This window comes from Candidatus Rickettsiella isopodorum (assembly GCF_001881495.1).
In the GTDB taxonomy this organism is placed as follows: Bacteria; Pseudomonadota; Gammaproteobacteria; order Diplorickettsiales; family Diplorickettsiaceae; genus Aquirickettsiella; species Aquirickettsiella isopodorum.
This window is the reverse complement of sequence record NZ_LUKY01000033.1, coordinates 424,845-450,993: the sequence shown is the minus strand read 5'-3', so window position 1 is coordinate 450,993 and position 26,149 is coordinate 424,845. Positions and strand designations below refer to the sequence as shown.

Annotated in this window: 26 protein-coding genes and 1 tRNA gene; 17 read left to right on the top strand and 10 right to left on the bottom strand. The window is 34.4% G+C overall.

All coding sequences use genetic code 11. The annotated features are described in order from the left end of the window. The first annotated feature begins 4 nt into the window (after positions 1-4). The 5 genes from A1D18_RS06010 (at position 5) to manD (ending at position 5,707) form a co-directional block, all read left to right on the top strand. A complete protein-coding gene (locus A1D18_RS06010) occupies positions 5-1,057 on the top strand; it encodes an aldose epimerase family protein (protein ID WP_071662877.1) in 1,053 nt (350 codons plus the stop codon). A 5-nt stretch (positions 1,058-1,062) separates the two neighbouring features. After that, positions 1,063-1,926, top strand: coding sequence for an SMP-30/gluconolactonase/LRE family protein (locus A1D18_RS06005; RefSeq protein WP_071662876.1), 864 nt, complete (start codon positions 1,063-1,065; stop codon positions 1,924-1,926). A 142-nt stretch (positions 1,927-2,068) separates the two neighbouring features. Beyond that, on the top strand, positions 2,069-3,496 hold the full coding sequence (locus A1D18_RS06000) for a sugar porter family MFS transporter (protein ID WP_071662875.1): 1,428 nt from the start codon (positions 2,069-2,071) through the stop codon (positions 3,494-3,496). A 25-nt stretch (positions 3,497-3,521) separates the two neighbouring features. Next, entirely contained in the window at positions 3,522-4,310 is a 789-nt protein-coding gene (locus A1D18_RS05995) for an SDR family oxidoreductase (RefSeq protein WP_071662874.1), read from the top strand. 191 nt (positions 4,311-4,501) lie between these two features. Beyond that, the gene (gene manD, locus A1D18_RS05990; RefSeq protein WP_071663034.1) at positions 4,502-5,707 is read left to right on the top strand and encodes a D-mannonate dehydratase ManD; all 1,206 of its coding nucleotides are present in this window, start codon (positions 4,502-4,504) and stop codon (positions 5,705-5,707) included. A gap of 188 nt (positions 5,708-5,895) precedes the next feature. Here the strand turns inward: manD and htpG are convergent, their stop codons facing one another. From htpG to A1D18_RS05965, 5 genes are all read right to left on the bottom strand, one after another. Continuing rightward, positions 5,896-7,833, bottom strand: coding sequence for a molecular chaperone HtpG (htpG, locus tag A1D18_RS05985; RefSeq protein WP_071662873.1), 1,938 nt, complete (start codon positions 7,831-7,833; stop codon positions 5,896-5,898). A 144-nt stretch (positions 7,834-7,977) separates the two neighbouring features. Beyond that, entirely contained in the window at positions 7,978-8,517 is a 540-nt protein-coding gene (locus tag A1D18_RS05980) for a hypothetical protein (protein ID WP_071662872.1), read from the bottom strand. A gap of 27 nt (positions 8,518-8,544) precedes the next feature. After that, positions 8,545-9,267 (bottom strand): cupin domain-containing protein, encoded by a 723-nt coding sequence (locus A1D18_RS05975; protein WP_071662871.1) that lies wholly within the window; start codon positions 9,265-9,267, stop codon positions 8,545-8,547. Positions 9,268-9,291: 24 nt separating this feature from the next. Next, positions 9,292-9,990: a queuosine precursor transporter gene (locus A1D18_RS05970; RefSeq protein ID WP_084028769.1), complete on the bottom strand. Its 699-nt coding sequence runs from the start codon at positions 9,988-9,990 to the stop codon at positions 9,292-9,294. Next, positions 9,944-10,606 carry a helix-turn-helix domain-containing protein gene (locus tag A1D18_RS05965; protein ID WP_071662869.1) on the bottom strand — a complete coding sequence of 221 codons (663 nt, stop codon included), beginning with the start codon at positions 10,604-10,606 and terminating at the stop codon, positions 9,944-9,946. The genes A1D18_RS05970 and A1D18_RS05965 overlap by 47 nt, the downstream gene beginning before the upstream one ends. 276 nt (positions 10,607-10,882) lie before the next feature. On the opposite strand from A1D18_RS05965, the gene A1D18_RS05960 reads away from it, so the two are divergent. After that, entirely contained in the window at positions 10,883-11,269 is a 387-nt protein-coding gene (locus A1D18_RS05960) for a response regulator (protein ID WP_071662868.1), read from the top strand. A 141-nt stretch (positions 11,270-11,410) separates the two neighbouring features. On the opposite strand, the gene A1D18_RS06885 is transcribed toward A1D18_RS05960, so the two are convergent. Both A1D18_RS06885 and A1D18_RS05955 read right to left on the bottom strand, forming a co-directional pair. Further along, positions 11,411-11,581, bottom strand: coding sequence for a hypothetical protein (locus A1D18_RS06885; RefSeq protein ID WP_171910827.1), 171 nt, complete (start codon positions 11,579-11,581; stop codon positions 11,411-11,413). A gap of 266 nt (positions 11,582-11,847) precedes the next feature. Then, a complete protein-coding gene (locus A1D18_RS05955; RefSeq protein ID WP_071662867.1) occupies positions 11,848-13,059 on the bottom strand; it encodes an amino acid permease in 1,212 nt (403 codons plus the stop codon). A gap of 468 nt (positions 13,060-13,527) precedes the next feature. Here A1D18_RS05955 and A1D18_RS05950 point away from each other — a divergent pair, with 468 nt between their 5' ends. Genes A1D18_RS05950 through A1D18_RS05940 form a run of 3 tightly spaced genes read left to right on the top strand, consistent with a single transcriptional unit; the run spans position 13,528 to position 15,124 of the window. Then, positions 13,528-13,917: a HesB/IscA family protein gene (locus A1D18_RS05950; RefSeq protein WP_071663033.1), complete on the top strand. Its 390-nt coding sequence runs from the start codon at positions 13,528-13,530 to the stop codon at positions 13,915-13,917. Positions 13,918-13,937: 20 nt separating this feature from the next. Continuing rightward, positions 13,938-14,207, top strand: coding sequence for an HPr family phosphocarrier protein (locus A1D18_RS05945; protein WP_071662866.1), 270 nt, complete (start codon positions 13,938-13,940; stop codon positions 14,205-14,207). Next, a complete protein-coding gene (locus A1D18_RS05940) occupies positions 14,204-15,124 on the top strand; it encodes an N-acetylmuramoyl-L-alanine amidase-like domain-containing protein (RefSeq protein ID WP_084028766.1) in 921 nt (306 codons plus the stop codon). Before A1D18_RS05945 ends, A1D18_RS05940 begins: the two co-directional genes overlap by 4 nt. A 40-nt stretch (positions 15,125-15,164) precedes the next feature. On the opposite strand, the gene pmbA is transcribed toward A1D18_RS05940, so the two are convergent. Further along, a complete protein-coding gene (gene pmbA / locus A1D18_RS05935; RefSeq protein ID WP_071662864.1) occupies positions 15,165-16,529 on the bottom strand; it encodes a metalloprotease PmbA in 1,365 nt (454 codons plus the stop codon). 107 nt (positions 16,530-16,636) lie between these two features. Between pmbA and A1D18_RS05930 the strand changes: the two genes are divergently transcribed. From A1D18_RS05930 to A1D18_RS05910, 5 genes are all read left to right on the top strand, one after another. Then, complete coding sequence (locus A1D18_RS05930; RefSeq protein WP_071662863.1) at positions 16,637-17,062, top strand: rhodanese-like domain-containing protein; 426 nt, start codon at positions 16,637-16,639, stop codon at positions 17,060-17,062. A gap of 29 nt (positions 17,063-17,091) precedes the next feature. After that, a complete protein-coding gene (grxC, locus tag A1D18_RS05925; protein WP_071662862.1) occupies positions 17,092-17,349 on the top strand; it encodes a glutaredoxin 3 in 258 nt (85 codons plus the stop codon). Between the two features lie 3 nt (positions 17,350-17,352). Continuing rightward, positions 17,353-17,850, top strand: coding sequence for a protein-export chaperone SecB (secB, locus tag A1D18_RS05920; RefSeq protein WP_071662861.1), 498 nt, complete (start codon positions 17,353-17,355; stop codon positions 17,848-17,850). 11 nt (positions 17,851-17,861) lie between these two features. Further along, on the top strand, positions 17,862-18,548 hold the full coding sequence (gene coaE, locus A1D18_RS05915) for a dephospho-CoA kinase (RefSeq protein ID WP_071662860.1): 687 nt from the start codon (positions 17,862-17,864) through the stop codon (positions 18,546-18,548). A gap of 136 nt (positions 18,549-18,684) precedes the next feature. After that, positions 18,685-20,907, top strand: coding sequence for a hypothetical protein (locus A1D18_RS05910; protein WP_071662859.1), 2,223 nt, complete (start codon positions 18,685-18,687; stop codon positions 20,905-20,907). On the opposite strand, the gene A1D18_RS05905 is transcribed toward A1D18_RS05910, so the two are convergent. Further along, positions 20,904-22,271, bottom strand: a complete 1,368-nt coding sequence (locus A1D18_RS05905; protein ID WP_071662858.1) for a TolC family outer membrane protein — start codon at positions 22,269-22,271, stop codon at positions 20,904-20,906. The genes A1D18_RS05910 and A1D18_RS05905 overlap by 4 nt on opposite strands. 89 nt (positions 22,272-22,360) lie before the next feature. Between A1D18_RS05905 and A1D18_RS05900 the strand changes: the two genes are divergently transcribed. After that, positions 22,361-22,984, top strand: coding sequence for an NUDIX domain-containing protein (locus A1D18_RS05900; RefSeq protein WP_071662857.1), 624 nt, complete (start codon positions 22,361-22,363; stop codon positions 22,982-22,984). A 10-nt stretch (positions 22,985-22,994) separates the two neighbouring features. Beyond that, entirely contained in the window at positions 22,995-24,899 is a 1,905-nt protein-coding gene (parE, locus tag A1D18_RS05895) for a DNA topoisomerase IV subunit B (RefSeq protein ID WP_071662856.1), read from the top strand. A 23-nt stretch (positions 24,900-24,922) separates the two neighbouring features. Here the strand turns inward: parE and A1D18_RS05890 are convergent, their stop codons facing one another. Then, a complete protein-coding gene (locus A1D18_RS05890; protein WP_071662855.1) occupies positions 24,923-25,585 on the bottom strand; it encodes a class I SAM-dependent methyltransferase in 663 nt (220 codons plus the stop codon). A 137-nt stretch (positions 25,586-25,722) separates the two neighbouring features. On the opposite strand from A1D18_RS05890, the gene A1D18_RS05885 reads away from it, so the two are divergent. Next, positions 25,723-25,798, top strand: a tRNA-Glu gene (locus A1D18_RS05885). Positions 25,799-26,149 lie beyond the last annotated feature (351 nt).

Sequence of the window (26,149 nt, the reverse complement as noted above, 5' to 3'; positions counted from 1 at the left end):
TAATATGCAGAAAATTGTTTGTCAGTCGTCTGCATTTGGAAAATTGCCTGATGGACAACTTATAACTCAATATACATTGCGTAATCCAAGTGGAATGTCTATTAGTATTATAAATTATGGTGCCACATTAAGCTCAGTACAAGTTCCCAATTCACAAGGTAATATGCAGGAACTTACTTTAGGATTTGATCATCTTGATGCTTATTTAGCACATGAATTTTATTTCGGAGCCACTATAGGACGGGTCGCCAATCGTATTGCTAACGCACATTTTAATTATCAAAAAAAAGATTATTTTTTAAGTAAAAATAAAAATTTTGCTCATCATTTACATGGTGGAGAAAAAGGTTTAGATAAAGTGGTTTGGCAATGTGAAGTTGCAATTCAGGAAAATCAAGCAAGTGTCAATTTTTTTTATATGAGCCCTGATGGAGATCAAGGGTATCCTGGAAGCCTTGATATAAAAATCACCTATACCTTAACTCTAGACAACGAATTAAAGATTTCCTTTCAAGCAGAAACGGATCAAGCCACACCAGTTGATTTGACTAACCATGCTTATTGGAATTTGGCAGGAGCAGGATGTGGAACCATATTGGATCACGTATTGCAAATTTTTTCTGATCGTTATGTTGTCACGGATAAAGATCTGCTACCAACCGGCCAAATAGCAGATGTGAAAGGAACCCCATTTGATTTTCGTAAACCTCATTCGATTGGTGAACACATAAAAGATATAGCTATAAAAGGTTATGATCTTTGTTATTTATTACCTCCTATAATAAACCATCAGCCTCAGTTCATTGCGAAAATTAAAGAACCTATAAGTGGGCGCATATTAGAAGTGTATACTACACAACCAGGTTTACAATTCTATATAGGTAATAGTTTGAGAGATTATCCGATTGGTGCAGGCTTACGAACACAACGTTATGGTGCTTTTTGTATGGAAACACAAAATCTTCCTGGTGCTGTTAATTATCCCAAATTTCCATCGCCTTTTTTATTGCCGGGCGATCGTTATCAACATGAAAGCATCTATCGATTAATTTGGTAACAAGTATGAAGCTTAATGTGGTATGTCAACAAATTATGGTATTAGGAGAAGGGCCACTTTGGCACCCTATTGAAAAGTGTTTATATTGGGTAGACATCGTAGCTGCAACTTTATATCGCTTAAATAATGATAACAGCATTGATAAATTTACTATGCCTAGTGAAATAGGCTCAATCGCTTGGTGTGCTAAAGGAAATTTAATTGCCGCATTAAGGGATCGTTTTGTGACTATTGATACCATTACGGGTATGGCAAAAAACATTGCTTTACCACTACAAGGAATAAAAAATGTCATGTTTAATGATGGTAAATGTGATAGACAAGGACGATTTTGGGTAGGGACAAAAGATATCGCAGAACAAGAGCCTATTGGTGCATTATATTGTTTGAATAAAGGCAATGTCACAGAAATGCTTAATGGTTTTACCGTAAGTAATGGTGTTGCTTGGAATTTAGACAATAGCTTAATGTATATTTGCGACTCCCCTGCTCGTCAGATTTATCAGTATGAATTTGATCCTATTCATGGGAGTTTGGGGCAAATGGAAATATTTGCACAAGTTCCCAAAGAAGAAGGTTTTCCTGATGGGCTTACCGTCGATAGTCAAGGTTATCTTTGGAGTTGTCATTGGGATGGTTGGCAAATTACTCGCTATACTCCAACCGGTGAAATAGATAGTATTATTCCTATGCCAATACCCAGACCTACGAGTTGTTGTTTTGGGGGCCCAGAGTTAACAACTTTGTATGTTACATCGGCTTCAATAGATTTAAACGCAGCACAGCTCACTGACGCTCCTCAATCAGGAATGCTTTTTGCCATAGAAACGGATATTAAGGGATTACCTGAACCTTCTTATTTAGCCTAATGAAAAGCCTATAATTGAAAAATATTAGCCGTAAGTACTGACACTTTTTCAAATAAGTGGTTAGTTTTTTTAGGCTTTAACTTGCTTTTAGTTTTGATAGAGGTAAAGTAATTATTAAATAGCATAAAAGAGATTATTTTTTATGATAAAAGTATCAAACCCTAATTGGTTGATTTATACCATTTCTGGATTTGCGGCTTTAGCAGGGTTGTTGTTTGGTTATGATACTGGAATTATTTCTGGCGCTATTTTATTTATTAAAAAAGACTTTATCCTAACTAATTTTCAAGTTGAAATGGTGGTTAGCGCCGTTTTATTTGGTGCTTTAATAGGTTCTGGTGTAAGTGGCAGAGTAAGTGATTTATTTGGCCGACGTAAAGTACTGGTTTTTACCGCACTCACTTTTATTATAGGTTCTTTAGCTACGGCATTTTCACCTAATTTAATTTTCTTAATTACAGGTCGAATAATATTAGGTATAGCTATAGGTATAGGTTCTTTTACAGCACCCCTTTATCTCGCTGAGATTGCTCCAAAACGAATTCGCGGGATGTTAGTTTCTTTGAATCAGCTAGCCATCACCATAGGGATTGTTTTTTCTTATTTAATTAATTATTATTTTTCTAACACTGGACAATGGCCTTGGATGCTAGGTTTAGGCGTTGTTCCAGCGGTTATTTTATTGTTAGGGACTATTTATTTGCCAGAAAGCCCTCGATGGGTAATTTTAAAAGGTTGGGATCAGAAAGCCCGTACAATTTTACAGCGTATACGCCATGGCGAAAATATCAATAAAGAATTTGATGAAATCCGTCAAACAGTAGAAATTGAAAAGGGAACACATCGTCAATTATTGGCAAAATGGTTGCGCCCTATTCTCTTTATTAGTCTAGGCTTAAGTTTTTTCCAGCAAGTTACGGGGATAAATGCCATTATTTATTACGCGCCGACTATTTTACAGATAGCTGGGTTTCAATATGCAAGCAATGCTATTTTAGCAACCCTAGGTATTGGAATAATCAATGTATTATTTACTATTATTGCTTTGCCGCTTATAGATCGATGGGGTCGCCGTCCTTTGTTACTTTATGGCCTTTTAGGTATGTTTACTAGTTTAGTTATTTTGGGAACAGCTTTTTACTTTCCTGTATTTACGTCGTTACGTTGGATAGCTGTAGCGAGTATGGTTATTTATATTGCTAGTTTTGCAATGAGTTTAGGTCCTATTATGTGGTTAATTATTTCAGAAATTTTTCCATTAAATATTCGTGGTGTAGGCGCTAGCTTAGCCATTTCTGCGAGTTGGGGTTTTAATATGCTGGTATCATTGACATTTTTGACCTTAATTCAGTTTATAGGCACTAGCCACACATTTTGGTTATATTCATTTCTGTGCGTGTTGGGTTGGATTTTTGTTTACTTGGTTGTTCCAGAAACAAAAAATTGTTCTTTAGAACAAATTGAAAATAATTTGCGTTTGGGTCGGCCTAGCCGTGAACTCGGTATGACACCCCGTGTCTCTAGTGTATTTTCAATACTAAAAAGGCCTTTTGTTTTTTTCTTTAATTAAAATAAAGTATAGGCAGAAAATTTAAATGATGTTAAAAGATAAAGTTATTCTGATTACCGGATCCACTAATGGTATTGGCGCTGCAATCGCTCGGCGTTGTGTTGCGGAGGGTGCTAAAGTCATGATCCATGGCCGTAAAGAAGATTGTGCTAAAAAATTAATTCAAGAATTAGGTGAAGTTAGTAGTTATTTATTGGCTGATTTAATGGATGAAAAATCCTATGTGTATTTAATAAAAGAAACAGAAAAAAAATTTGGCCGCTTAGATGGTCTTGTTAATAATGCAGGTATTTATCCACGCAACAATATTGACTCAGCCAGTTTGGAAGCTTGCGAAACGATTATGCGAGTTAATTTCTATGCCCCTTTATTATTATGCAAAGCGGCAGTAGAAATTTTTCGAAAGCAGAAAGTAGGTGGAACTATTGTTAATATAGGCTCTATGAATGCTTACACAGGCCAGCCTGATCTTTTGATTTACTCTGCTTCTAAAGGAGCACTCATGACGTTGACACGTAATTTAGCAGATAGCTTAGGTCCAGAATTGATTCGAGTTAACCAATTAAATGTTGGATGGACACCTACGGAGAATGAGGTTTGTTTAAAAATGTCAGAAGGCCTTCCAAAAAATTGGCAAGAAAGAATACCCAAAATGTATGCGCCTAGCGGTCGTTTATTATCACCAGAGAATGTGGCAGCCCATGTAGTATTTTGGCTTGCTGATCAATCGGCACCCGTTAGTGGTGCTGTGTATGAAGTCGAACAGTATCCAATCATTGGGCGTAACCGTTTGAATGATCTAGTCATTCAATAATTTTTAAATTTGAACTACTGACATAATTTTAAAGAAATATATAGTCACAGCAATAAGATTTTTGGCAAGGTGCCGCGAGAATGAAGCAACCGGAGTGTATTAAGATACATGAGGATTGTGAATTGAGCGATAACACAGACAAAAATTCAAGTGCGAAGAATATAAAACTAGATCTCGTCGAGGTTCCCGATATGAAAATCCAAGATGCTAAGGTGTTTGTGACTTGTCCCGGCCGTAATTTTGTGACACTAAAAATAATCACTGACGAGGGTTTATATGGTTTAGGTGATGCCACCTTAAATGGGCGAGAATTGGCTGTTAAAGCTTATTTAGAAGATCTTATCCCTTGTTTGATTGGTCGAGATCCTGCACAAATTGAAGATATTTGGCAATTTTTTTATCGCGGTGCTTATTGGCGTCGTGGGCCTGTGACTATGGCAGCTATCGCTGCGATTGATATGGCTTTATGGGATATCAAAGGAAAGGTTTTAAATACACCGGTTTATAATTTATTGGGTGGAAAAAGCCGTCAAGGGGTGATGGTCTATGGTCATGCAAATGGCAAAGATATTTCCGATACTATCGATCAAGTTGGAAAATATATTGACCTAGGTTATTTAGCGATACGGGCACAGACTGGTGTGCCAGGCTTGCCTAATAGCTACGGTGTTTCTAAGGATAAAATGTATTATGAACCTGCCACTAAAGGTTTACCGCAAGAGTGTGTTTGGTCTACTGAAAAATATCTTAATTATATTCCTAAATTATTTAAAGAATTGCGTAAAACCTATGGCGACAATCCTCATTTTCTGCATGATGCTCACCATCGTTTGACACCTATCGAAGCGGCTCGTTTAGGAAAAGAATTAGAGGCCTATCATTTATTTTGGCTAGAAGATACAGTGCCTGCAGAGTTACAAGAAGGTTTTCGAATTATACGTCAGCATACAACGACTCCTCTCGCGGTGGGAGAAGTTTTTAGCACGATATGGGATACACATATTTTATTTACCGAGCAGCTGATTGATTATATTCGCATGTCCGTTGTGCATGGTGGAGGAATATCACACATGAAAAAAATTGCAGCGATGGCTGAAGTTTATCATGTGAAAACAGGATGTCATGGCCCAACCGACGTATCTCCTATCACAATGGCGGCGGCTTTACATTTTGGCATTTCTATTAATAATTTTGGGATACAGGAATATATGCATCATACCGAGAAGACTAATGACGTATTTCCACATCATTATAGCTTTTCTAAGGGTTATTTATACCCCAGTAATCAGCCAGGTTTAGGCGTAAATTTTAATGAGAAATTGGCGGAAAAATACCCTTATGAACGCGCTTATCTTCCCATTAATAGAAAATTAGATGGTACTTTATTTAATTGGTAAGGCATATTCTTCACACTTGAATTGTTGTCTGTGTTACCGATCAACTCGCAATCCTCATGTATCTTGAATACATCCCACTTATTCTATGATAATTTAGCAAAAAGTCTATAGATAGCTGAATAAACCATTTTGATGTGTATAAGTCTCACATCTCGAAGAGACTTATACACATGTTTTAAAAGATAAGGTTATTGTTTACTTGCTGCTAATAGGTTAGTTAATGTTCTTACAAATCCAGCAGGATCATCCAGTTGTTCTCCCTCAGCAAGTATGGATTGCCCTAAGAGTAAGTGTGACCATTCTACTAAGCGAGTATCATCTTGTTCATCTCTCAAATCTTGTATAAATTTATGTTTGGTATTTAGTTCAAGTATCGGCTTACTTTCTGGTATTTTTTGCCCAGTAGCTTCTAGCATACGTTTTAGTTGACTATTTAAGGCGTTTTGTTCTTTTACAATACAGGCAGGAGAACTGGTCAAGCGTTGCGAAATACGAACTTCTTTAACTTTATCCTTAAGTATTTCATGGATCTGTTTTAATAAAGATCCAAATTCATCCTCGTATTGTTTTTGTAATGCTTCACTTCTTACTTCAGCTATCTCTGATATATCTGAATCTTTAGCTACCGATTGTAAAGTTTTGCCATCAAATTCGGTTAAATGGGCAACTAACCATTCATCGATACGATCATGAAGAAGCAATACTTCAATTTCTTTCTCACGAAAAATTTCTAAATTAGGGCTATGACTAGCGGCTGAAAAGTTTTCTGCGGTGATATAGTAAATTTTATCTTGCTCTGGCTTCATGCGAGCTATATAGTCTTCAAAACTAATGGTTTGCTCGCTTTTATTTAAATGGGTAGAGCTAAATCTTAAAAGTTTAGCAAGCAAATCGCGATTTGCAAAATCTTCAGCAAAACCTTCTTTTAAAATATTGCCAAACTCCTTCCAAAATTGTAAATATTTATCAGTTTGCTCTTTAGAAAGGTAACTTAATGTTTCTAATATGCGTTTAGTTATAGCCGAACGTAGGTTATCAATTTGCTTATTATTCTGTAAAACTTCTCGAGAAATATTTAGCGGGAGATCATTGCTATCTACAATTCCTTTTACAAAACGTAAATAACGCGGTAAAAATTGCTCAGCATCATCCATAATGAACACACGTTTAACATATAGTTTTAAGCCGCGTGGTTTTTCGTGATTCCAAAAATCAAAGGGCCCTGCCTGCAAGGGGATATACAGTAAAGTAGTATATTCTTGACTCCCTTCTATTTTATTATGAATCCAAGTAAATGGATCATTTTGGTCATGTGTGAGATGTGTGTAAAATTTCTTATATTTCTCATCATTAATCTGATCTTTAGATAATGTCCATAGTGCTGTGGCATTATTTACTGTCTCCCAAGTAGAACCAGTTTCTTTTTCAACAACTTTGCTTTCCGTCGTATCGGAAGAGATTTCGTTTGTAATGTTCTTTTTCATACTAATAGGTAAAGTAATATGATCAGAATATTTAGTAATAATGCCTCGTAAACGCCAGTCTTCTAAAAATTCTTCTTCATCTTTCTTTAAATACAAAATGATCTCGGTCCCTCGTTCAGGCTTGGTTATATTTTCTATAGTATATCCGCCTTTAGATTCTCGGTTATATTCCCAACAGACACCTTTTTCTGGTGATTCGTTTGCTGCGCGAGTTTTAACAGTTACTTTGTTGGCGACCATGAAGGCAGCATAAAATCCAACACCAAATTGACCAATAAGTTGAGTGTCTTTGCTAATATCTCCGGTCAAAGAATCTAAGAATTCTTTGGTGCCTGATTTTGCGATGGTGCCAAGATTTGAAATAACTTCATCCAAAGTCATACCTATTCCATTATCAATTAATGTAATAGTACGGTTGTCTTTATCAATGACTAAAGCAATTTTGGGTTCAGCGTCTTCTTCATAAATTTGAGGATTTGATAAGGCTTTAAAACGCAATTTCTCTATGGCATCGTGAGCGTTGGAGATTAGTTCACGTAAAAAAATCTCTTTATTTTTATAGATTTTATCAATCATTAAGTCTAATAATTGTGCGCTTTCCGTTTTAAAGCCCAATGTTTGTTTTTCAACAGTTGTCGTCATAAATCCAATACCTCTTAGGATAGTCAATAGGTCAATATGAACAACATGAGGGCAGAATTTTCAATTTCAAGTAGAAATTTTATTAAAAATAAGGATTTTTTATGCTTGTGTTTTAGGGATATAATTCTATTTTTCCGAAGGTTTTTAAAGACGAGATAAATAAAGTATTTCTCTAAGTATGGTTTCTGAACCTACGGCATAGCCCAAATCATACGTCTCTTGTGGCGTAAGTTTTTCTAAAATTAAAGGATTATTTGCAATGTCCAGCGCCGTTAATTTTTTCTGAGTAATCTTATTTGCATGGGTGATTTCTAAGGTAAAAATAGTTTGTTGAAGAATATGATTATAATCTTTAGCAATTAGTTTGTAATAAGCTTGACAAGGAAAAAGAATAATATTCTCTTTCTTGCATAGAAATTTTTTATTCGAGGCGTTTAAAATTTTTAATAAATCTATAGGCGATAATGACTTTAATAATTTTTTATCATTAGTAATTTCTACCGTATAAAGTTTAGAAATTATATTTTTTCCGACTAATTGCAATGTGAATATCGTTTCGCCATTTTTGGTACAAACTTCCTCATCAATAATACGTAATGAAAAAGGATGAGCATTAGCTTTTTGTAAGGATTTATATTTTGCTTTAATTGTTAAAATATAATTTTCTACGTATTTAAAATTCAATCTATATCTCCAAGCATTTCAGTCTAATTACCGATTAGTTTGCGATGGGTTAATTAAAGGAGTTTGTTCTTCATTTTTTTTTACACCAATACAGCAGGTAAAAATTTGAAATATTGATTGAAAAATATTTTTGTTAGTAGTCGAGATTTTCGGAGTAAGTTCTTGAATAGTTTGATTTTCTTCGGGATAAGTTTTAAGAAGTGTATAAATTTCTTCTTTAGATGGGTTGCAATAATGTTTTGGAACGAAACCAGGTTTGCATAAACAGGTTACCAATGCATAATCATTATCATCTATTAGATTAGTTATTTTAGCCCCAAATAATGTATTTTTATCAATTGTGTGAAGAGGATTCTTTTCACTTAAAGTGATTTTCTCTAGCCCCTGTGCTTTAAAAATAAAAATAGAAATCTCTTTGCCGTCAAGCCAATGCCATGTTTCAGTAGTACCTAGACTATGTAAGCATGATACTTGCTTTCCTTTTAAGAGATAAAATATTTCAGTTTGACTTTCCCGTTCATTCTTAACAATTGTATTTACAAATTCTTTAAAATAACCATCTTCGTCAGTAACACCTTTAATAGTTTTTAGATCGAGATGCTTAATTAGCCTCTCAGCTGTTATTTCATCTAATGATTCGATACTTTTTATGATCTCTGCGAAGCAAGTTTTTTTTTCAGGTACTGAATTCACCTCTGATTCGAGATTTTGTCTCAGCCTGTCTAAAAAATCTGGTTTATTTGTGGGCATTTGTTTTTCCTATTTGAAAAAAATCTATCTAAAAGGGTTAAAATCAGTTTCAGTATCATAGACATCGAGTTGCTCTTCCATTTTTAAGAACCCGGTAATTAGTGAAGCGGGCCATACACCTAGCAAAGAATATAATATTTCGATTGAATAAACGGATAAAATCATATATCCCAATTGTGAAAAATGTATATGACCACTAAATCCAAATAATATAGTGATGAGAACTAAAATAAAACCACCAATAGCAGATGATCCTAAACTGCGTAGCCAAAAGTGTCTACCTTTCATTAATATTTTCCATTTTGAAATTATATAGATATTGATAAAACTGCTACTTATAACCGCCAATATACCTGCTAAAACAAACCTTAATATAGGATCTATTACTTGATTATAAGAAGGTTGATCGTGCCAAAAATTGGGTGAAGGTAAATGAATAATTAATTTTATTGCAATCGAAAAAAATAATTCACAGATTAACGTAACCCATATAATTTGTTTAGCCGCATTATAACCATAAACTTCTGCTACTATATCTCCAATAATATAAGTTAAAGGAAAAATCAGCGGTGCGCCAGGCACTAATGCCGGACCAAGAAATACTAATTTATAGGCTACAACGTCAGCTGCTAAACTAATCGTAATGTTTATCATCCCTAATATAAGGATATATTGATTAATATTTTTGGGCGCTGTTGCCTTTTTCATCCTCGAAATTAACATAAAATTTACTTTTTTTATAATTCATTCTTATTTGTATAACTACCCCTAAAATTTTGTAGCACTTCGAAAATTTAATAATTTCAGATTTAGCATTTAAATTTTTCAAATAGATTTTATTTTCATAAATAATTTTTTGTATAAGCTGTGGTTTACGCATGCCTTTTTTATGTACAATTATAAAATCTCGATTGCGACCTCTTAAACTAGGATCAATGACTAATAAAGATCCAGCCAAAAAATTAGTGGTATTATTATCTTTTATTACTAAAGCAAAACTGTTTTCACTTAAACTTATATCGCTTATTAATAATGATGAAAAGGCTAGGTGATATCTATTTTTAGGGGTATTAATGATATCTTTCCAGTGTATCAAAGGGATCTTCAGGCCATTTTTTTTGGGTAAAATTTCCCTTCCCGTTAACTGATCGAGTGATACTGAGAAATAGTTCGCGATGGGAGCCAAGGATGCTAGTGTAGGATTATTTTCTTTGTTTAGTATTAATCGCTTTAGCGTAGAAAGAGGAATACCAGTATGCTTATGGAGTTGATTAATATTTATCCCCCACTTTTTTATTAGATATTCTAAAGTATTATTTAGCGTGTGCTTAAAGGGCAATTGAAATAAACCTCTGCAAAGTCTCTTTTCTTAATTTAATTAAGCGGTAGCATTATTTCTATTTGATAAAAACAACACAGAGCAAAAAAATTAAATAAGATCTTTGTTAAATTATTTTTTTAAAACCTAAAAAATTATGCCAGTAATCTAACTTTAAATCAAACTGCTTGACGACTTACATTTTTATACTGTTGCATCATAGTCCATTTATGGACTATGATTTAATTTAAATTTTTTAACAAGGAGAAAACAAAAAGTGGATAAAAAAAAAGAATTTTGCTAGTTGAAGATCAGCTGATTATTCAACGCGTGCATAGTATTTTTTTGAAAAAAATGGGCTATCAGGTTGATATTGCCGAAAATGGAAAACAAACATTAAACATGTGTTTAGATAGTACTTATCATCTTATAATTCTCGACGCCGGGTTACCTGATATGCAAGGTGTTGAAGTAGGAAAAAGAATTCGTATACTAGAAAAAAATAATAAAACAAACCGAAAACCGATAATATTATTAAGTGCATATCCTGCTAATGACTTGAAAAAATGGTGCCAAGAAGCCGAAATTGATAGTTTTTCAACTAAACCTATTCCATATAAAGATTTGTATATTATGCTGAAAAATATTTTTAATCGGAAAGCAGTTAATAATGAAATTATTTAATAACTAATTTTAATTAATTTATATATTAAATGAAAAACCCCTGAAAACTATTGAAGAATCTCCAGAGGGTTTTTGGTATTTTGATAAATTTTTTTATGTTTAAAACTGTAAATATAGTAAGCAGAGCAATGAGCTTAAATTTTATTTTAAATTAGCTAGATTAGCGAAATTTGCTGAAAAAGTAAGAGGGGGTTCTTTTTCCTCCTTTTTTTCAGATGAAGGCTCATGATTAATTACGCAAGCCAATATCCAAGCTATACCTAATTCCAGTCCTGCTAATACGACTCCGACTAATACACCATCTATTATCATATTTGTCCCCCATTTAATTGTTGAAATTTCTTAGTTAATTTAGGAAAATCTTAGTTATTTTTTCTACTATAAAGAATTAAAAAACTTTAAAAATCATTATTTTTTGAAAATAAAAATCTAATTTCTATTGATTGATTCCCTATTAATATTGGACTTTTACTTGGAAAAGGGGTAGCGGGCCGAGATGAAAGGGTTGTAAGTGGTTGGATAAGAAAGATGCAATTCAATGCCTATAGCAATTAGCTTATGTATTTGTAAGCTAAATCTTAGGTTAATGCTATTTGAACTCCATTACTAATGAATAAAACACCCGCAATACCAAGTCCTAATAATAAGGGTCTTCCTCCTTTTACTCTAAACCCTTTAGCCAAAGGATTTTTTCTATATCGTCCACGCCAAACCATTAGAGAAGGGAGCAAAATAAAAAGTATTGCACAATAAATTCCGGCATAACTTAATGCGCCAATAAAGGCACCTGGATAAAATAATACTACTGTCAGAGGAGGTAGAAAGGTAGCTAAATAAACAATAAGCCCACCTTTTCCTCGTTTCGTAGTCCGTAGACCATCTGCTAAAAAATCAGATAAGCTTAGTCCACTAGCAAGAAATGAAGTTGCTAAACAAATAGAAGTAAAAATTCGTGCCATAAAAGTAATAAGGGGATTGTTTAACCTATTACTTAATTGCATAACAAATTCACTGGTTGAATGTTTGGAATGTAACATATTAATTAATCCATAATTTCCTTCTCGAGGGAGTACACCCATAATACATAAATTCCAAAATAAATAACAAAATAATGGGATTAAACTACCTATTAAAATGGCTTTTCGTAATTTGGGAATATCATCTTTAAAATAAGTTCGTAGGCTTGGTATGATGTTGGCAAAAGTAAATGAGGTTATCATCACTGTTGCTCCGCTTGTTAAGTAGAGTATATTTCCATCTTTTAATTTAGTGTCGGAGACAGATGGAATAATAAATAAAATAAGTAAAACATAAATGCTAAGTTTACTAAACATTAGACCACGATTTACGTAATCAACATAATGAATGCCTTGGTAAACTATATAACTTAAAATAGCTATGAATAGAAGAATAGATGCCCAGCTAGGTATTTTAACACCTAAATTAAGCAATAAGCCGCTGAGAAAATCTCCACCGCCAGCCATATAGGCAGCAAGGACAGAATAAAATAATAAAAGATAACTTATCCATGCGATAGATTCACCCCAGCGACCTAATAAAATTCGTGACATGGAAATAATATTAGTATTGGCAGGAAGCCATAGATTAACTTCAAGGACCAAAAAAGCGCTGACGGTCATGATGAACCAGCATAGAAATAAAAGAATCAAGGAGTTTGTAAATCCAGCTTCAGCGGTTGCAATAGGTAGTGCTAACATTCCTCCTCCTATTGCTGTGCCCACTATGAGTAGAATCCCCCCAAGAAGCTTAGTATCTAATTTATTAAACATATAAAAGAGTTAAAAATGCAAATTAAATATATTGTAATAGCTAAAGTTAACCGTACAACAAACACTTTTACGACACAAGTAAAAAGTTCTCCGTTGTAAATTAGGTTCCAGTTTTTAATTAATTCATTTTAGAAAATCATGGTGATGAAGTTTTAATTTGGATAGCTTTTTGATCTAGAGGAAAAGTCTTTAATGCTTAAATATCCTTTAGTACTTGAACGATTTATAACCGCCATTTTTTGACTGGATACACAGAATGTAAGCTAATGAGAAAGGTATTTTTATCTGTAAAATTAAACAAATATACTTAGAGGCTGAAATAGAAAGCTTTATAATTTTGATTAAAAAAAGCCCTTTTTGCTTATTTTGTAGGTAAAATAACTACAAAAATGAGGTATATTACTATAAAGTAAAAGGTCTTTGACCACTACTTTGTTACCTAACTTATTAAGTGGTAATATGGAATTTATGACACAAGTTAATGTTCCTATCTACGACCCTGCTAAAAGTACAAAAAAGGGCAGTCATCTTTACTTAACCCCTTCAGCGATTAAACATGTTAAAAAGATTCTTGCTAAGCATTTAGGCGAAAAATGTTTCCGCTTAAGTGTTAAGCGTTCCGGTTGTTCGGGTTTTACTTATGTAGTGGATTATGTAGATAGCTTCCATTCTGAAGATTTACAATTTTCTATTGATAGTGATTTAGTTGTTTTTGTTGAGCGTGCTAGTTTTCCTATGCTTAAGGGGATGTGTATTGATTATATACAAAATGGACTTAATGGGGCGCTGAAATTCATTAATCCAAATCAAACGGCCGCCTGTGGATGTGGCGAAAGTTTTAGTATAGAGGAAAAATAGAGGATTAGTTTCCTCACTGTATGATATGTAAAATTATTACGATAAATAACAAATTGGGATTACATGCGCGCGCTTCTATGAAGTGGGTCAAAATCGCAAGATGTTTTATTAGCCAAATTACGCTCAAATGTAATGGTAAACAAGTCGATGGAAAAAGTATTTTAGAAGTAATGGGTCTTACGGCTCGACAAGGTAGCCCTGTTGAAGTCATCGTTCAAGGAGAAGATGAAGCGGCTGCTTTAACGGTGCTAGAAAAATTAGTTACAGACAGGTTTGGTGAAGAAGGGTGATAATACCATGTCGATTTTTCTATGGCCTAGCCGTGCTTTGTTTTTTGTTTACTCCTTTGAGTTTTGCAGACACTCAAGCGAGTGATGAAATTGTTAAACAATTAATCTCTTTAAGCCAGAATGATCCAATTCAGCGACGAATTGAAATTCAAAGTGCTGCATTACTAAATTTACCGTATTTAGAAGGAGCACTTGGTGAAGGCACTAAGGGTAGATATGATCAAAATCCCTTGTATCGTTTTGATTATTTTGATTGTGAAACTTATGTTGATACGGTTATGGCATTAGCCTTAGCTAAAAATCTTCCTGATTTTAAAAGCAAAATCAATAAAATTCGTTACAAGCAGGGTAGTGTGAGTTTTACGCAACGTAATCATTTTCCTAGTGCTGATTGGATTCCCAATAATAAAAGAAATGGGTATATTCATGAGTTAAGTTATTTAATTGCAGGTCAAAAAACTAGAATGACTAAAACACAGATAAACCTGCGAAGTTGGTATCACAATTTAACTGCAGATAGAATTCGAATTCCTTATTTAAGTTTCCAAGAAAAAGAAGCACGATTATTTCAATTAAAAAAAGAAGGTGAGGCATTATATGGAAGTAAAAGAGTTAGTATATCTTATATTCCAGTCTTTGATTTGCTACAAAATTCTGTATTAAGGCAAAAAATACCGACAGGAAGTCTAATTTTTTTTGTCGGCCATGATTCTTATCTAAGTTCCCGGATAGGAACTCCTATGAATGTACTACATATGAGTTTTGCTATTTGGAATAACGGCCAGCTTTATTGTCGTATGGCCTCATCAAAAGCGGGAAGAGTGTTAGATGTTCTTTTTCCAGATTATTTAAAAACCTATTTATCTCTCGGTACTTTAGACGGTATCAGTGTATGGTCTATAACTGAGCAAGCTTAGATTATGGTACCGATTTAATCTAGTGATTTAAGTTTATTTTTTATAATGTTCCTGCGATCATCATTTTTTCTAAAAAAATTGAACCTGTTTGAATAGAACTCTTATTATTAATATCATTACCTATAGCTACGATATTTTGAAACATATCTTTTAGGTTGCCTGCTATGGTAATTTCTTCTACAGGATATTGTATTTCTCCGTTTTCTACCCAAAAGCCAGCCGCTCCTCGAGAATAATCACCCGTTACTAAATTTATACCTTGCCCCATAACTTCAGTGACTAGTAAGCCTTTTCCCATTTGTTTTATTAGATCATTAAGTTTAAATTGGCTCGTTTCGAGTAAAATATTATGAAACCCGCCTGCATTTCCAGTGGTTTGCAAGCCTAGTTTTCTTGCTGAATAGCTGTTTAGTAAATATCCGCATAAAACCCCCTCCTCAACTAAAATTCGATTACAGGTACGAACCCCTTCGTCATCAAAGGGTGCACTTCCTAAAGCGCTTAATAAATGAGGTTTTTCATAGATAGAAATTTTTTTATCAAATACAGATTTTCCAAGATAATTGACTAAGAAAGAAGCTTTGCGATAAATATTCCCCCCCGAGATTGCTTCAAGAAAAGTTCTAATTAAGCGAGGGGCAATTTCTGAATGAAAAATTACCGGAACCTGGCAAGTGCTTATACGTTTTGCACTAAGTCGTTTAACTGTATTATCAGCGGCTTCTTTAGCCAATTTTTCAATTGCTTGTAGTTGGTCAGGATTGCGACTTATTGTGTCGCTACCATCACGCTGCATACCCATTTTATCTTTGGCTATAAGATTACAAGAAATATGGTGCAGCGAGCTAGGATACGCGGCTAAAAATCCATTACTATTAGCATAAACATAAATAGCTTCTTGTGTAGATAAAATGACTCCTTCTGAAAAGGTTAGTCGATTATCTATAGCGAGAGCATTCGCTTCACACTCTTTACCTAATACGATTGCATTTTGCGGATCGATCGACCAAGGATGATAAAGGTCTAAATCTGACGGGGTTTTTTCTAAAAAATTGGATTCTGCTAGGCCACTAAAGGGATCCTCGGTAGTAAAGCGTGCTATATGGCAAGCTGCTTCTAAGGTATTTTTAAGCGCTTTAGGACAGAAATCCGAGGTGCTTGCAGAACCTTTTTGACGACCAAAATAGACATTTATTCCTAAGCTTTTATTCCGATTATGTTCGATAGTTTCAACTTCTTGATTGCGAACAGTGACTGAAAAACCAGTATCATGACTAATACTCGCTTCAGTTTGGGTAGCACCTTGTTTTTTTGCCATATCCATCAGTTCAGAGAGCAAAGTTTTATAATGTGCTTGCTTATTTGTTAGCTCTAGTGGATGCTGATGTTCTATTTGTGTAGACATAAAACCGGTTTCTCAATATTAAAAATGTAAGAGAGTATAGCGATGGGTGTTAAATTTCGCTAGACTAGCGTACCTGAGATAAGGCAAATCTACAAAGGTTAAAGAAAATGCAGCAGTTCATTGAATTTAGTTTACGACATTGGGAGCTGTGGCTGGCTTTTTTTATTATTTTGATTTTATTACTGACTTTTGAATTACATGCTAAGCTAACCGGCACATTGCCCTTAACTGTCCAAGAAGCTATTTTTAAGATTAATCGAGAAGACGCAATTTTTTTAGACGTTCGTGATGTTCTCAGTTTTAAAAAAGGACATATCGCAGAGTCCATTAATATCCCTGTTTCTGAACTTAAAACTAAGCTAAACGAGCTTGACTCATATCGAGAAAGGCCTATTATCATTAATTATAGTCACGGACAGTCACATCATAAAATTGGTAGGCTGTTAAAAAATGCAGGGTTTACAAAATGTTACCATCTTAAAGGTGGAATTGTGAGCTGGCAAAACGCAGCTTTGCCTGTCATTAAAAGCTAATTCTTCAAGTCATTATAAAAGGGGATTTTATGCCAAAAGTAGTGATATATACCACATTAGGGTGTCCTTACTGTGCGAATGCTAAAGAATTGTTGACAAAAAAAGGAGTAAAATACGAAGAAGTTCAAGTTGATAAAGATGCTAATAAATTAGCAGAAATGGTGAAATTAAGTAACCGACGTTCAGTACCACAAATATTTATTAATAATAAATCTATCGGAGGATTTGATGATTTATCAAAATTAGCTGCCTCTGGTGAATTAGATACCTTACTAAAAGACGAGTAATTTATGAACCAAGCCAGCAAACCTACCCAACAACCTGAATTTGTTATTCAACGTGTTTATGTTAAAGATTTATCACTAGAGACTCCTCATTCTCCCCAAGCTTTTCAAGAGGAATGGCAACCGGAGCTCAATTTGCAGTTTACTATGAATACTACAGACATAGGCTCTGACAATCATGAGGTCATTTTACAAATTACTGTGACAGCAAAATCGAAAGATAGGACTTTGTTCTTGGTTGAAGTAAAGCAAGCAGGTCTTTTTACATTAAAGGGATTCACCCAAGAACAAAATCATCAGGTGATGAGTATAACCTGCCCTACTATTTTATTTCCATATGCCAGGGAAGCAGTTTCAGATTTAGTTGGTCGTGCGGGTTTTCCACCTCTTTACTTAGCTCCAGTTAATTTTGAAGCTTTGTATGCTCAGCAAATGCAAGAACAGGATGATAAAAGTGGTAATGGGCAAAAAGAAAATTCTTCCAATTCAATTATTACACATTAATATTTCCTAAGGTGTTTACTGTAGCGTTAACAGGCGGAATAGCAAGTGGTAAATCTACAGTGGCTAGTTACTTTGCAGCGTTGGGCGTAAGTATTATCGATGCAGACCAAATTGGTCGTGAACTCATCAATAATTCTTCGGAGATTCGTAAGAAATTAGTTGCCCGTTTTGGCGTTGACCTATTAAAAAAAAGTAACGAAATTGATCGGAATAAATTAAGAGCCGCTATCTTTAACAATCCGAAGGATCGTGAATGGTTAGAAGGGCTATTGCATCCTTTAATTTACCAACAAATACAAGAGGCGATTAAAAAAGCTACAGGAATGTATTGTCTCTTAGTGATACCATTATTATTAGAAGGAAGAACTTCTAGTTTACATAAAAAAAAACCTTCCACGCCTAATTATATTAAATTAAATCGTATTTTGTTAGTGACTACTTCGCGAGAATTACAAATTCAACGCGCAGAGGAGCGAGATCTTCTGGAAAAAAACCAGATCGATGCCATTTTAGCTGCACAAATATCACCAATAGAAAGTATCAAACGAGCTGACGATATCATTCATAATGAATCCAATTTGCAAAGCTTATATCAATCGACTCAGACAATGCACGAAAAATACTTGTCATTATTACACGCGCCAAAAAATTTTCTTGATGATTCAGCCTTTCTTGGTTATTATCTCGCCTTCAAATAGGAATGATTCTTAATATCATTTAATAGATCCTTAAGCTAATGAGATTAAAATAATTAATAGAGTTTCTAGATAAACCCAATAGGACTAATCTTTGAGATTAGAATCTGAATATTTATTGTGAGAGTGAGAGATTGACATGCGTTTAAAAAAAACTAAAGCCTTACGTTATGTAGTGGCCACATTTTTGACAATGGGCACGATTCTATCTGTGGGGTTTTTAAGTTTTTCCGGTTTGTGGATTATTTACCCATATATTATTCCGGCTATATTAGCTTTTTTTCTTTCGGGAGCGATTGAAGGAAAAGTTTTTGGAATCAGTATTTTTAAAGGATTAGCAAGATTAAAGTTGCTTACCTCAAATGCCCAGAAACATTTACTTTTTTCAGAGTTAAATAAATTTTTAAGTAAAAAAGATGAGATTGAGATTGCCAGTCAATGTACATTCCTACAAGATTATTGGAACCAAAGAAAAAAATATAAAGCATTAAAAAATAATCCTTCTGCCAATGAAGAGGACATAAAAGAAGCTAAAAAAAGACTAGAGGAACTAAAAAATTATTTTTATCAGCAAATAAATATATCAAATGATGCTAATAATGAAAATCACTATATTAGTCAAGTAATAAAAGATGTTAGCTTAATTGAACTGAAATCAGCAAAACGCAGTGTATGGTTTTTACGTTTTTTCTGGATAATTAGTATTTTAGTAGGAATTGTATCCGGATTTGTTACTGCTTTTGCAGTACAAGAAGCAATAACGGTGGGTTTAGCGCTGTCATTATCTGTAACAACCATATCGGCCATAGTATGGCCAGTTGCTATATTTGCTGCGATAGGAGCAACATTTTTACTCTATTATGCGATTACCGATATTGTAAAAAATGATGCCATCGAAAAGGCTTTTAGTAAAACTTTACAACTATTTAAAAGAAAAGATATTGATAATCACAAAGAACCTTTAGGTACTTATTTGTTACGCTTATTATCTTTATCTATAGTGGTAGTTGGAATTACTAGCTTAACAGTATTTGCAACGGCGGCTTCTGGCGGTACTTGTTGGATAGTTATGCAGAATGGGATAAAATTATTAGCGCCTAAGTTGCCAATTTTTGTTGCTTACTGTGCAAGTGCTATTTTAATACCTATAAATTTTGTGACAGATTTAATTTATGGATTTAGTACCACTTTACAAACTATTGCTAATTGTAAAAGCATATTTATTGCAATATTTGAGGGAATTAAACATCCTATTAAAGCTTTTAAATCTTTTTATTCTAATATACTAAGTAATTTAAAGAAGGTTAAGCGAGAAGAAACTTGGGTACAATTCTTTAACCCTTTTCGTATTCTAGCCAAATTAATTATTTCACCTTTACAATCACTCGTTTTTATAGGTCATTTGATTAGTATCGGATTCACTACGGATCGCTTTTTAAATGTGCCTCCTCCATTAGTAGCCGGTGTATGTGCTGTGTCAGAAGGTTTACAGGATCTTAGTTTTTTAACGACAGAAGATGATCATCATCATACGCAACAGGATCATGAAGGAGAGGATGATCACGATCATGGAAATCTATTACAACTTCCTTTGCAAGTACTTCTTTCACCTCTCCTTTTGTCAGGCGGGATCTTTTATTGGTTTTGTAAAAAATTTGGAAATAATATTGGTTTCTTTGAAGCTTTAGAAAATACTTTTGAATTGCCGTTGTTAAATATAGTTTTTTTTCCTTTGCTACTGCCGAGTGCATTTTGGAATTGGACTTTTAAAAAAGCCGAAAATAATTTAACTTTTTTTGAATCGATCAAGAAAAGTTTCGATATACATGCTCATGAACATAACTCACCAGACCAACCAGAAACACCTAAGGAATTATCTGCAAAATGGCGAGAAGAAGAACGAGTAGACTGGATATTGACTACAGCTGAAAAACGTTTAAATGGAGTTTGGATCGATAAGAGTAATGCCACAGAAAAGCAAAACAAACTAAAGTTATTAACTTCACATAGAGAGAAGTTAATAAACTACTTTAAAGAAAAACAACAACAACAGTCTACTATAAGCTTTCAGGAAGCAATGGGAATGTATTTTAAAGAAAATACTTCAAAGGAAAGCCTTGGAAATGGATTGATCAAATTTTCAAATCGAACATCCAAATCCAAAGAGTTCATTAATAATAGATTAGAAAAAAAACAAGTAGAAAATGGTCATTGCAATGGAAATGTTCCTATACGACAAGATTCTGTTAGTACTATTTTTAATAATCCGAGGACAATCTTTTTCAAAGGTGAATCTAAAGAAACCACGACATCAAGAAGTGTTAGCGAGGCGTTTTGCTTAGTAAATGCTGCTGCGGGTTAAAACCATTGATTAATTTCCAGCAAATCATCTGGCTTTAAACTACCTGCGGCTTGCTTTAGTAATAAAGTATCCAATAGATAATTATACTGATCACTTGCTGCAGTACGTTTTACATCGTAAAGGCTTTTTTGCGCAATAAGGACATCCACGATAGTTCGTGTTCCAGCTTTATAGCTTTCTTCAGTGCTGTCCAATGACAGTTGTGCAGATTTGATTGCTTCTTGTTCAGCTTTGATTTTACTGACATCAGCAAGTACATCATTATATTTTTGTCGTGTATTAATGATAAGCCTACGATAGGTATTATCTAAATTAGCACTGGCCGTTTGAAAGTCATATTGGGCTTGGCGGGTTTTGGAAGAAACTGCACCACCTGCAAAGAGCGGAATATCTAATTCTAAGCCTAAAGTTCCGACACGTTTATTAAGTGAGTTAGGGACATTATTAAAGGTATCAGTGTTTCCATAGTTACCTATTAAGCTTAAGCTAGGTAAATGCCCGGAAGCTTGCATCTTTATTTTTTCTCGAGAGATTTCTACGCCATAGCGTGCAGCTATTAGCTTGAGGTTGTTCTGAGTGGCTGCATTAACCCAATCTTCAATATTGTTTGGCTGAGGGGTTTGTAAAGGTATTTTCTTTGCAAAACGGTTTATAGAAGAATAAGTCTGGCCTGTTAATTGGCGCAGTGCCTCTTGATTATTGCGTAAATTATTTTCAGCACTTATTTCCGTAGCTACGGATTTGTCATATGCCGCTTTGGCTTCATAAACACTGGTTAAGGCATCTAAACCAACTTGGACACGTTTCTGAGCTTGATTTAATTGCTTACTATCAGCGGTTTTTTCTGCTTGATAAAATCTAAGAGTGTCTTGGGCAGATAAAACATTAAAATATGTAGATGCTACGCGAAAAATCAGATCTTGTGCAGCGGCTGCCAAGGTTAGATCAGCTTGTTTGCCGATACTACTCGCTTGTTTTAGTGCTAGCCAAGCATTGACATTAATTAAAGGTTGTCTAATAGAAATATTGTATCCCTGAGACTGGAGGTTGCTGATTCCATTCGGTTGCTCCGGAGTAGGAGGCTGATTAATAGTTTGATAATTATTAGAAATATTAGCTTGAGCTGAGATATTAGGCAAAAGGACAGCTACACTCTGAGGTATTGCTTCTCGTTGTGATAGTCGAGTGGATACAGCTGCCTGATAGGTAGGGTCACTATTTAAGGCCGCTTTATAAATATCCATTAAATCTGCAGCAAAAGTAGGTGTAAAATATGCAAAAAATAAATAAATACCTAATGCTAATTTAGAGCAAATAGATAGTTTTTTAGCAGATTTATCGATAAAAAAGTCGTGTATAGTCATTATTTTTTTTATACTAAAAGAAGAAAAACCTAGATTTTTCTAAGTAAGTGCCCCTATTATGCCAAATTTCATAATTAAGATATAGCTCTATGAATTCCAAATTCGATCGTTCAGATGTTAGAATTTTGCAGAAAGAAATAGTTTATCAAGGACACTTTCAGCTAGAACAATGGAAAGTAAAATTTCGTCTATTTAGCGGAGGATGGAGTGCAACACAAATTCGAGAAGTCTTTGAAAGGGGCGAAGCGATAGGTATTTTATTGTTTGACACAAATAGTAATCAGTTAGTTTTAATCGAACAGTTTCGCGTAGGTATTGCTGATAAAGCAAAAAATCCGTGGTTAATTGAAATAGTCGCAGGCGTTATTAATAAAGGTGAAAGTTTAGAGCAAGTAGCACGACGTGAAACACAAGAAGAAACTGGCCTAGAAATAACGAATTTATTTCCCATTTGCCAATATTGGGTGAGTCCAGGAGGAAGTTCAGAGCGTATTTATCTTTTTTGCGGGCAAGTTGATGCTGAATTGGCAAAAGGAATTCATGGTGTAGCTGAGGAAGGGGAAGATATTCGTTTGCATGTTTTAAGCCTAAAAGTTGCGTATAATTTACTCAATCAAGGAAAATTTAATAATGCCTCGACTATTATTGCTTTACAATGGCTACAACAGAATGAACAAAAGGTTAGAGACGCCTTTTTGAAAAAAAGCGAGTAACTATTATTTTATGAACGCAAAATCTTCTTCATCAAAAAAATATACTGCTGAAGCGATTGAAGTTTTAAGCGGCCTTGATCCAGTAAAACGACGACCGGGTATGTATACCGATACCTCTCGTCCTAATCATTTGGCGCAAGAAGTTATTGATAACAGTGTTGACGAAGCTATCGTCGGTTATGCACGACATATTGATGTGGTGTTATATTCGGATAATTCTTTAGAAGTGAGTGATGATGGTCGTGGTATGCCTGTTGATATTCATCCCGAAGAAAAAGTGACAGGTGTAGAGCTTATTCTCACAAGACTCCATGCGGGTGGTAAATTTAATCATAAAAATTATCGTTATTCAGGGGGCTTGCATGGTGTCGGTGTATCTGTAGTCAACGCTTTATCGCGCCACTTGGAAGTTACCATTAAACGAGATGGTTTTATTTACCAAATTCAGTTTGAACATGGCAGTAAAAAATCTAATCTAAAGAAACTAGGCAAAGCTGATCACGCAGTATCAGGGACCTCGTTACGCTTTTGGCCGGATAAGCATTATTTTGATAATGAAAAATTTTCAGTTAGTCGTTTAAAACATAGTTTGCGAGCAAAAGCCGTCCTTTGTCCGGGCTTACACGTTAGTTTTACTGACAAGCAAAATAATAAAAAAGAAGAATGGTTTTATGAGGATGGTGTTGTTAGCTATCTAAAAGATAGTTTAAGTCAATATGAACGTTTACCTATAGAACCTTTTCATGGTCATTTTGCTGCTGAAACGGAGGAAGTTGATTGGGCATTATGCTGGCTTTTAGAGAGTGGTGATGGCTTAATGGAAAGCTACGTCAATTTAATTCCAACTATTCAGGGTGGAACGCATGTCAATGGTTTACGTACCGGCTTACTAGAAGCAATGAGAGAATTTTGCCAATTACGTGATTTGTTACCACGGGGCTTAAAATTAGCACCTGAAGATGTTTGGGAAGGATGCCATTATATATTGTCTGTAAAATTATTAGAACCTCAATTTTCAGGTCAAACTAAAGAAAGACTTACTTCACGTCAATCCGCAGCATTTGTTTCAGGTGTCATCAAGGATGCTTTTAGTTTATGGCTCAATCAGCATATTTCTGAGGCAGAAAATTTAGCTGAATTAATGATAGCCAATGCACAAAAACGTTTACGTGTTAGTAAGCAAATCGCACGTAAGAAAATTTTAAGTGGGGCAGTATTACCAGGAAAATTAGCTGACTGTACGCAAACTGATTTAAGCCGTACAGAATTATTTTTAGTTGAAGGTGATTCCGCAGGTGGCTCCGCAAAACAAGCACGAGATAGAGAATTTCAAGCGATTATGCCGTTGCGAGGAAAAATATTAAATTCTTGGGAAGTGGCTAGTAATCAAGTATTAGGTTCGCAAGAAATTCACGATATTGCCGTGGCTATGGGTGTTGATCCAGGGTCTAGTGATTTATCAGGGTTACGTTATGGTAAGATTTGTATTTTAGCCGATGCTGATTCGGATGGTTTGCATATTGCTACGTTATTATGCGGGTTATTTTTAAAACATTTTAGTTTGCTAATTGAAGCAGGACATATTTATATTGCTATGCCGCCACTTTATCGTATAGATATGGGCAAAGAAGTTTTTTATGCCTTAGACGATGAAGAAAAACAAGGTATTTTAGATCGATTAACAGCAGAGAATAAAAAAGGAAAAATCAGCATACAGCGATTTAAAGGCTTAGGTGAAATGAATCCCATGCAATTGCGAGAAACAACGATGGCACCCGATACCCGACGTCTGGTTCAGCTTACCATCGATAATGAACAAAAAACGCTTTCTTTAATGGATATGTTGTTAGCCAAAAAACGCTCCGGAGATCGAAAAATATGGTTAGAACAAAAAGGAGATATCGCTACGATATAAACTTTTGCTAAAAATAAAAACTACTAACGTTTTCTTATTAAAGTCAGGCCATCACCTATTGGGATTAAACACACACTAATGCGCTTATCTTGATAAATAGCTTGATTAAATGTACGAATGGCTAAAGTTTGTTTGTCGTGAGCCTGCGTGTCAGCGACTCGACCACTCCAAAGTACGTTATCGACAAGCATTAGGCCTCCTGGTCGGAGTAGTGTTAATGAACGTGCATAGTAATTTAAGTAATTTTGCTTATCTGCATCAATAAAGATAAAGTCAAAACTATTCGAATGGTCTTGTTTAATTAAATTATCTAGAGTTTCTAATGCAGGTGCTAATTTTAGATCTATTTTATGCGCTATGCCCGCTTTCCGCCAAAAATCGAGTGCTATAGAAGTTGTTTCTTTATTGATATCGCAAGCAATAATTTTTCCTATTTCAGGTAAGGCTAAAGCCACGACTAAAGCGCTATAACCGGTATAGACACCTATCTCCAATGTTTTTACAGCGCTAGTTAATTCAATCAAAAATCCCATCAATTGGCCTTGCTCAGGTGAAATTTGCATGCTATGGGATGATAATTGATGAGTTGTTTCTCGGAGTGACTTCAAAATAGCAGGTTCACGTAAGGAAATAGATAACATATATTGGTATAGCGTATCGCTTAGGTTTATGTTTTGATTCGACATAGTTATCCTATATAAATATTATTAAGCTTAAATATACAGCGTAAAAATGAATTTTGTAATAATAGATTTGCGGTAGTTATTTTAGACATTGACATTCTAGCCAAGCGCAGCCAAAATAGCGGACCTTACAACCGCAGGTCCCCATCGTCTAGAGGCCTAGGACACCGCCCTTTCACGGCGGTAACAGGGGTTCGACTCCCCTTGGGGACGCCATTCTCTAAGATTTTGTAGTCATAAATTCTTCCTCGTCAGAGAGGTTATCTCAGATTAATTCATAAAAATTTAAATTTTTTAAAAAATACGCATAGTAATAGGTAGTAGGTATAAATCGACCAACCTATTGTTGATAGTTTTGTCGACTTTACATGTTTTAATTGCCTTTTCTATGATATATTTTTATCGAATATTACTAAAGATAATTATAAGATTATTAATACTAATAGCTCAATTATAGGAGTGAAATATTTTTAGCTGATTTTTCGTTTACTATGGTCTTTAACCAAAGATGCTTAAAATCTTTAGTTAAATTTTATAATAATAAGCTAGTCTCAAATTAAATATTTA

What these genes read in the sequence shown, in the direction of transcription:
- A1D18_RS06885 (WP_171910827.1), bottom strand. Translation starts at nt 11,581, where the DNA reads ATGATAATAGATGGTGTATTAGTCGGAGTCGTATTAGCAGGACTGGAA.
- A1D18_RS05945 (WP_071662866.1), top strand. Translation starts at nt 13,938, where the DNA reads ATGATATGTAAAATTATTACGATAAATAACAAATTGGGATTACATGCG.
- grxC (WP_071662862.1), top strand. Translation starts at nt 17,092, where the DNA reads ATGCCAAAAGTAGTGATATATACCACATTAGGGTGTCCTTACTGTGCG.
- A1D18_RS05890 (WP_071662855.1), bottom strand. Translation starts at nt 25,585, where the DNA reads ATGTCGAATCAAAACATAAACCTAAGCGATACGCTATACCAATATATG.
- A1D18_RS05970 (WP_084028769.1), bottom strand. Translation starts at nt 9,990, where the DNA reads ATGTTAATTTCGAGGATGAAAAAGGCAACAGCGCCCAAAAATATTAAT.
- parE (WP_071662856.1), top strand. Translation starts at nt 22,995, where the DNA reads ATGAACGCAAAATCTTCTTCATCAAAAAAATATACTGCTGAAGCGATT.
- A1D18_RS05900 (WP_071662857.1), top strand. Translation starts at nt 22,361, where the DNA reads ATGAATTCCAAATTCGATCGTTCAGATGTTAGAATTTTGCAGAAAGAA.
- htpG (WP_071662873.1), bottom strand. Translation starts at nt 7,833, where the DNA reads ATGACGACAACTGTTGAAAAACAAACATTGGGCTTTAAAACGGAAAGC.
- manD (WP_071663034.1), top strand. Translation starts at nt 4,502, where the DNA reads ATGAAAATCCAAGATGCTAAGGTGTTTGTGACTTGTCCCGGCCGTAAT.
- A1D18_RS05950 (WP_071663033.1), top strand. Translation starts at nt 13,528, where the DNA reads ATGACACAAGTTAATGTTCCTATCTACGACCCTGCTAAAAGTACAAAA.
- A1D18_RS06005 (WP_071662876.1), top strand. Translation starts at nt 1,063, where the DNA reads ATGAAGCTTAATGTGGTATGTCAACAAATTATGGTATTAGGAGAAGGG.
- A1D18_RS05905 (WP_071662858.1), bottom strand. Translation starts at nt 22,271, where the DNA reads ATGACTATACACGACTTTTTTATCGATAAATCTGCTAAAAAACTATCT.
- secB (WP_071662861.1), top strand. Translation starts at nt 17,353, where the DNA reads ATGAACCAAGCCAGCAAACCTACCCAACAACCTGAATTTGTTATTCAA.
- A1D18_RS05955 (WP_071662867.1), bottom strand. Translation starts at nt 13,059, where the DNA reads ATGTTTAATAAATTAGATACTAAGCTTCTTGGGGGGATTCTACTCATA.
- A1D18_RS05910 (WP_071662859.1), top strand. Translation starts at nt 18,685, where the DNA reads ATGCGTTTAAAAAAAACTAAAGCCTTACGTTATGTAGTGGCCACATTT.
- A1D18_RS05995 (WP_071662874.1), top strand. Translation starts at nt 3,522, where the DNA reads ATGATGTTAAAAGATAAAGTTATTCTGATTACCGGATCCACTAATGGT.
- A1D18_RS06010 (WP_071662877.1), top strand. Translation starts at nt 5, where the DNA reads ATGCAGAAAATTGTTTGTCAGTCGTCTGCATTTGGAAAATTGCCTGAT.
- pmbA (WP_071662864.1), bottom strand. Translation starts at nt 16,529, where the DNA reads ATGTCTACACAAATAGAACATCAGCATCCACTAGAGCTAACAAATAAG.
- A1D18_RS05975 (WP_071662871.1), bottom strand. Translation starts at nt 9,267, where the DNA reads ATGCCCACAAATAAACCAGATTTTTTAGACAGGCTGAGACAAAATCTC.
- A1D18_RS05930 (WP_071662863.1), top strand. Translation starts at nt 16,637, where the DNA reads ATGCAGCAGTTCATTGAATTTAGTTTACGACATTGGGAGCTGTGGCTG.
- A1D18_RS06000 (WP_071662875.1), top strand. Translation starts at nt 2,069, where the DNA reads ATGATAAAAGTATCAAACCCTAATTGGTTGATTTATACCATTTCTGGA.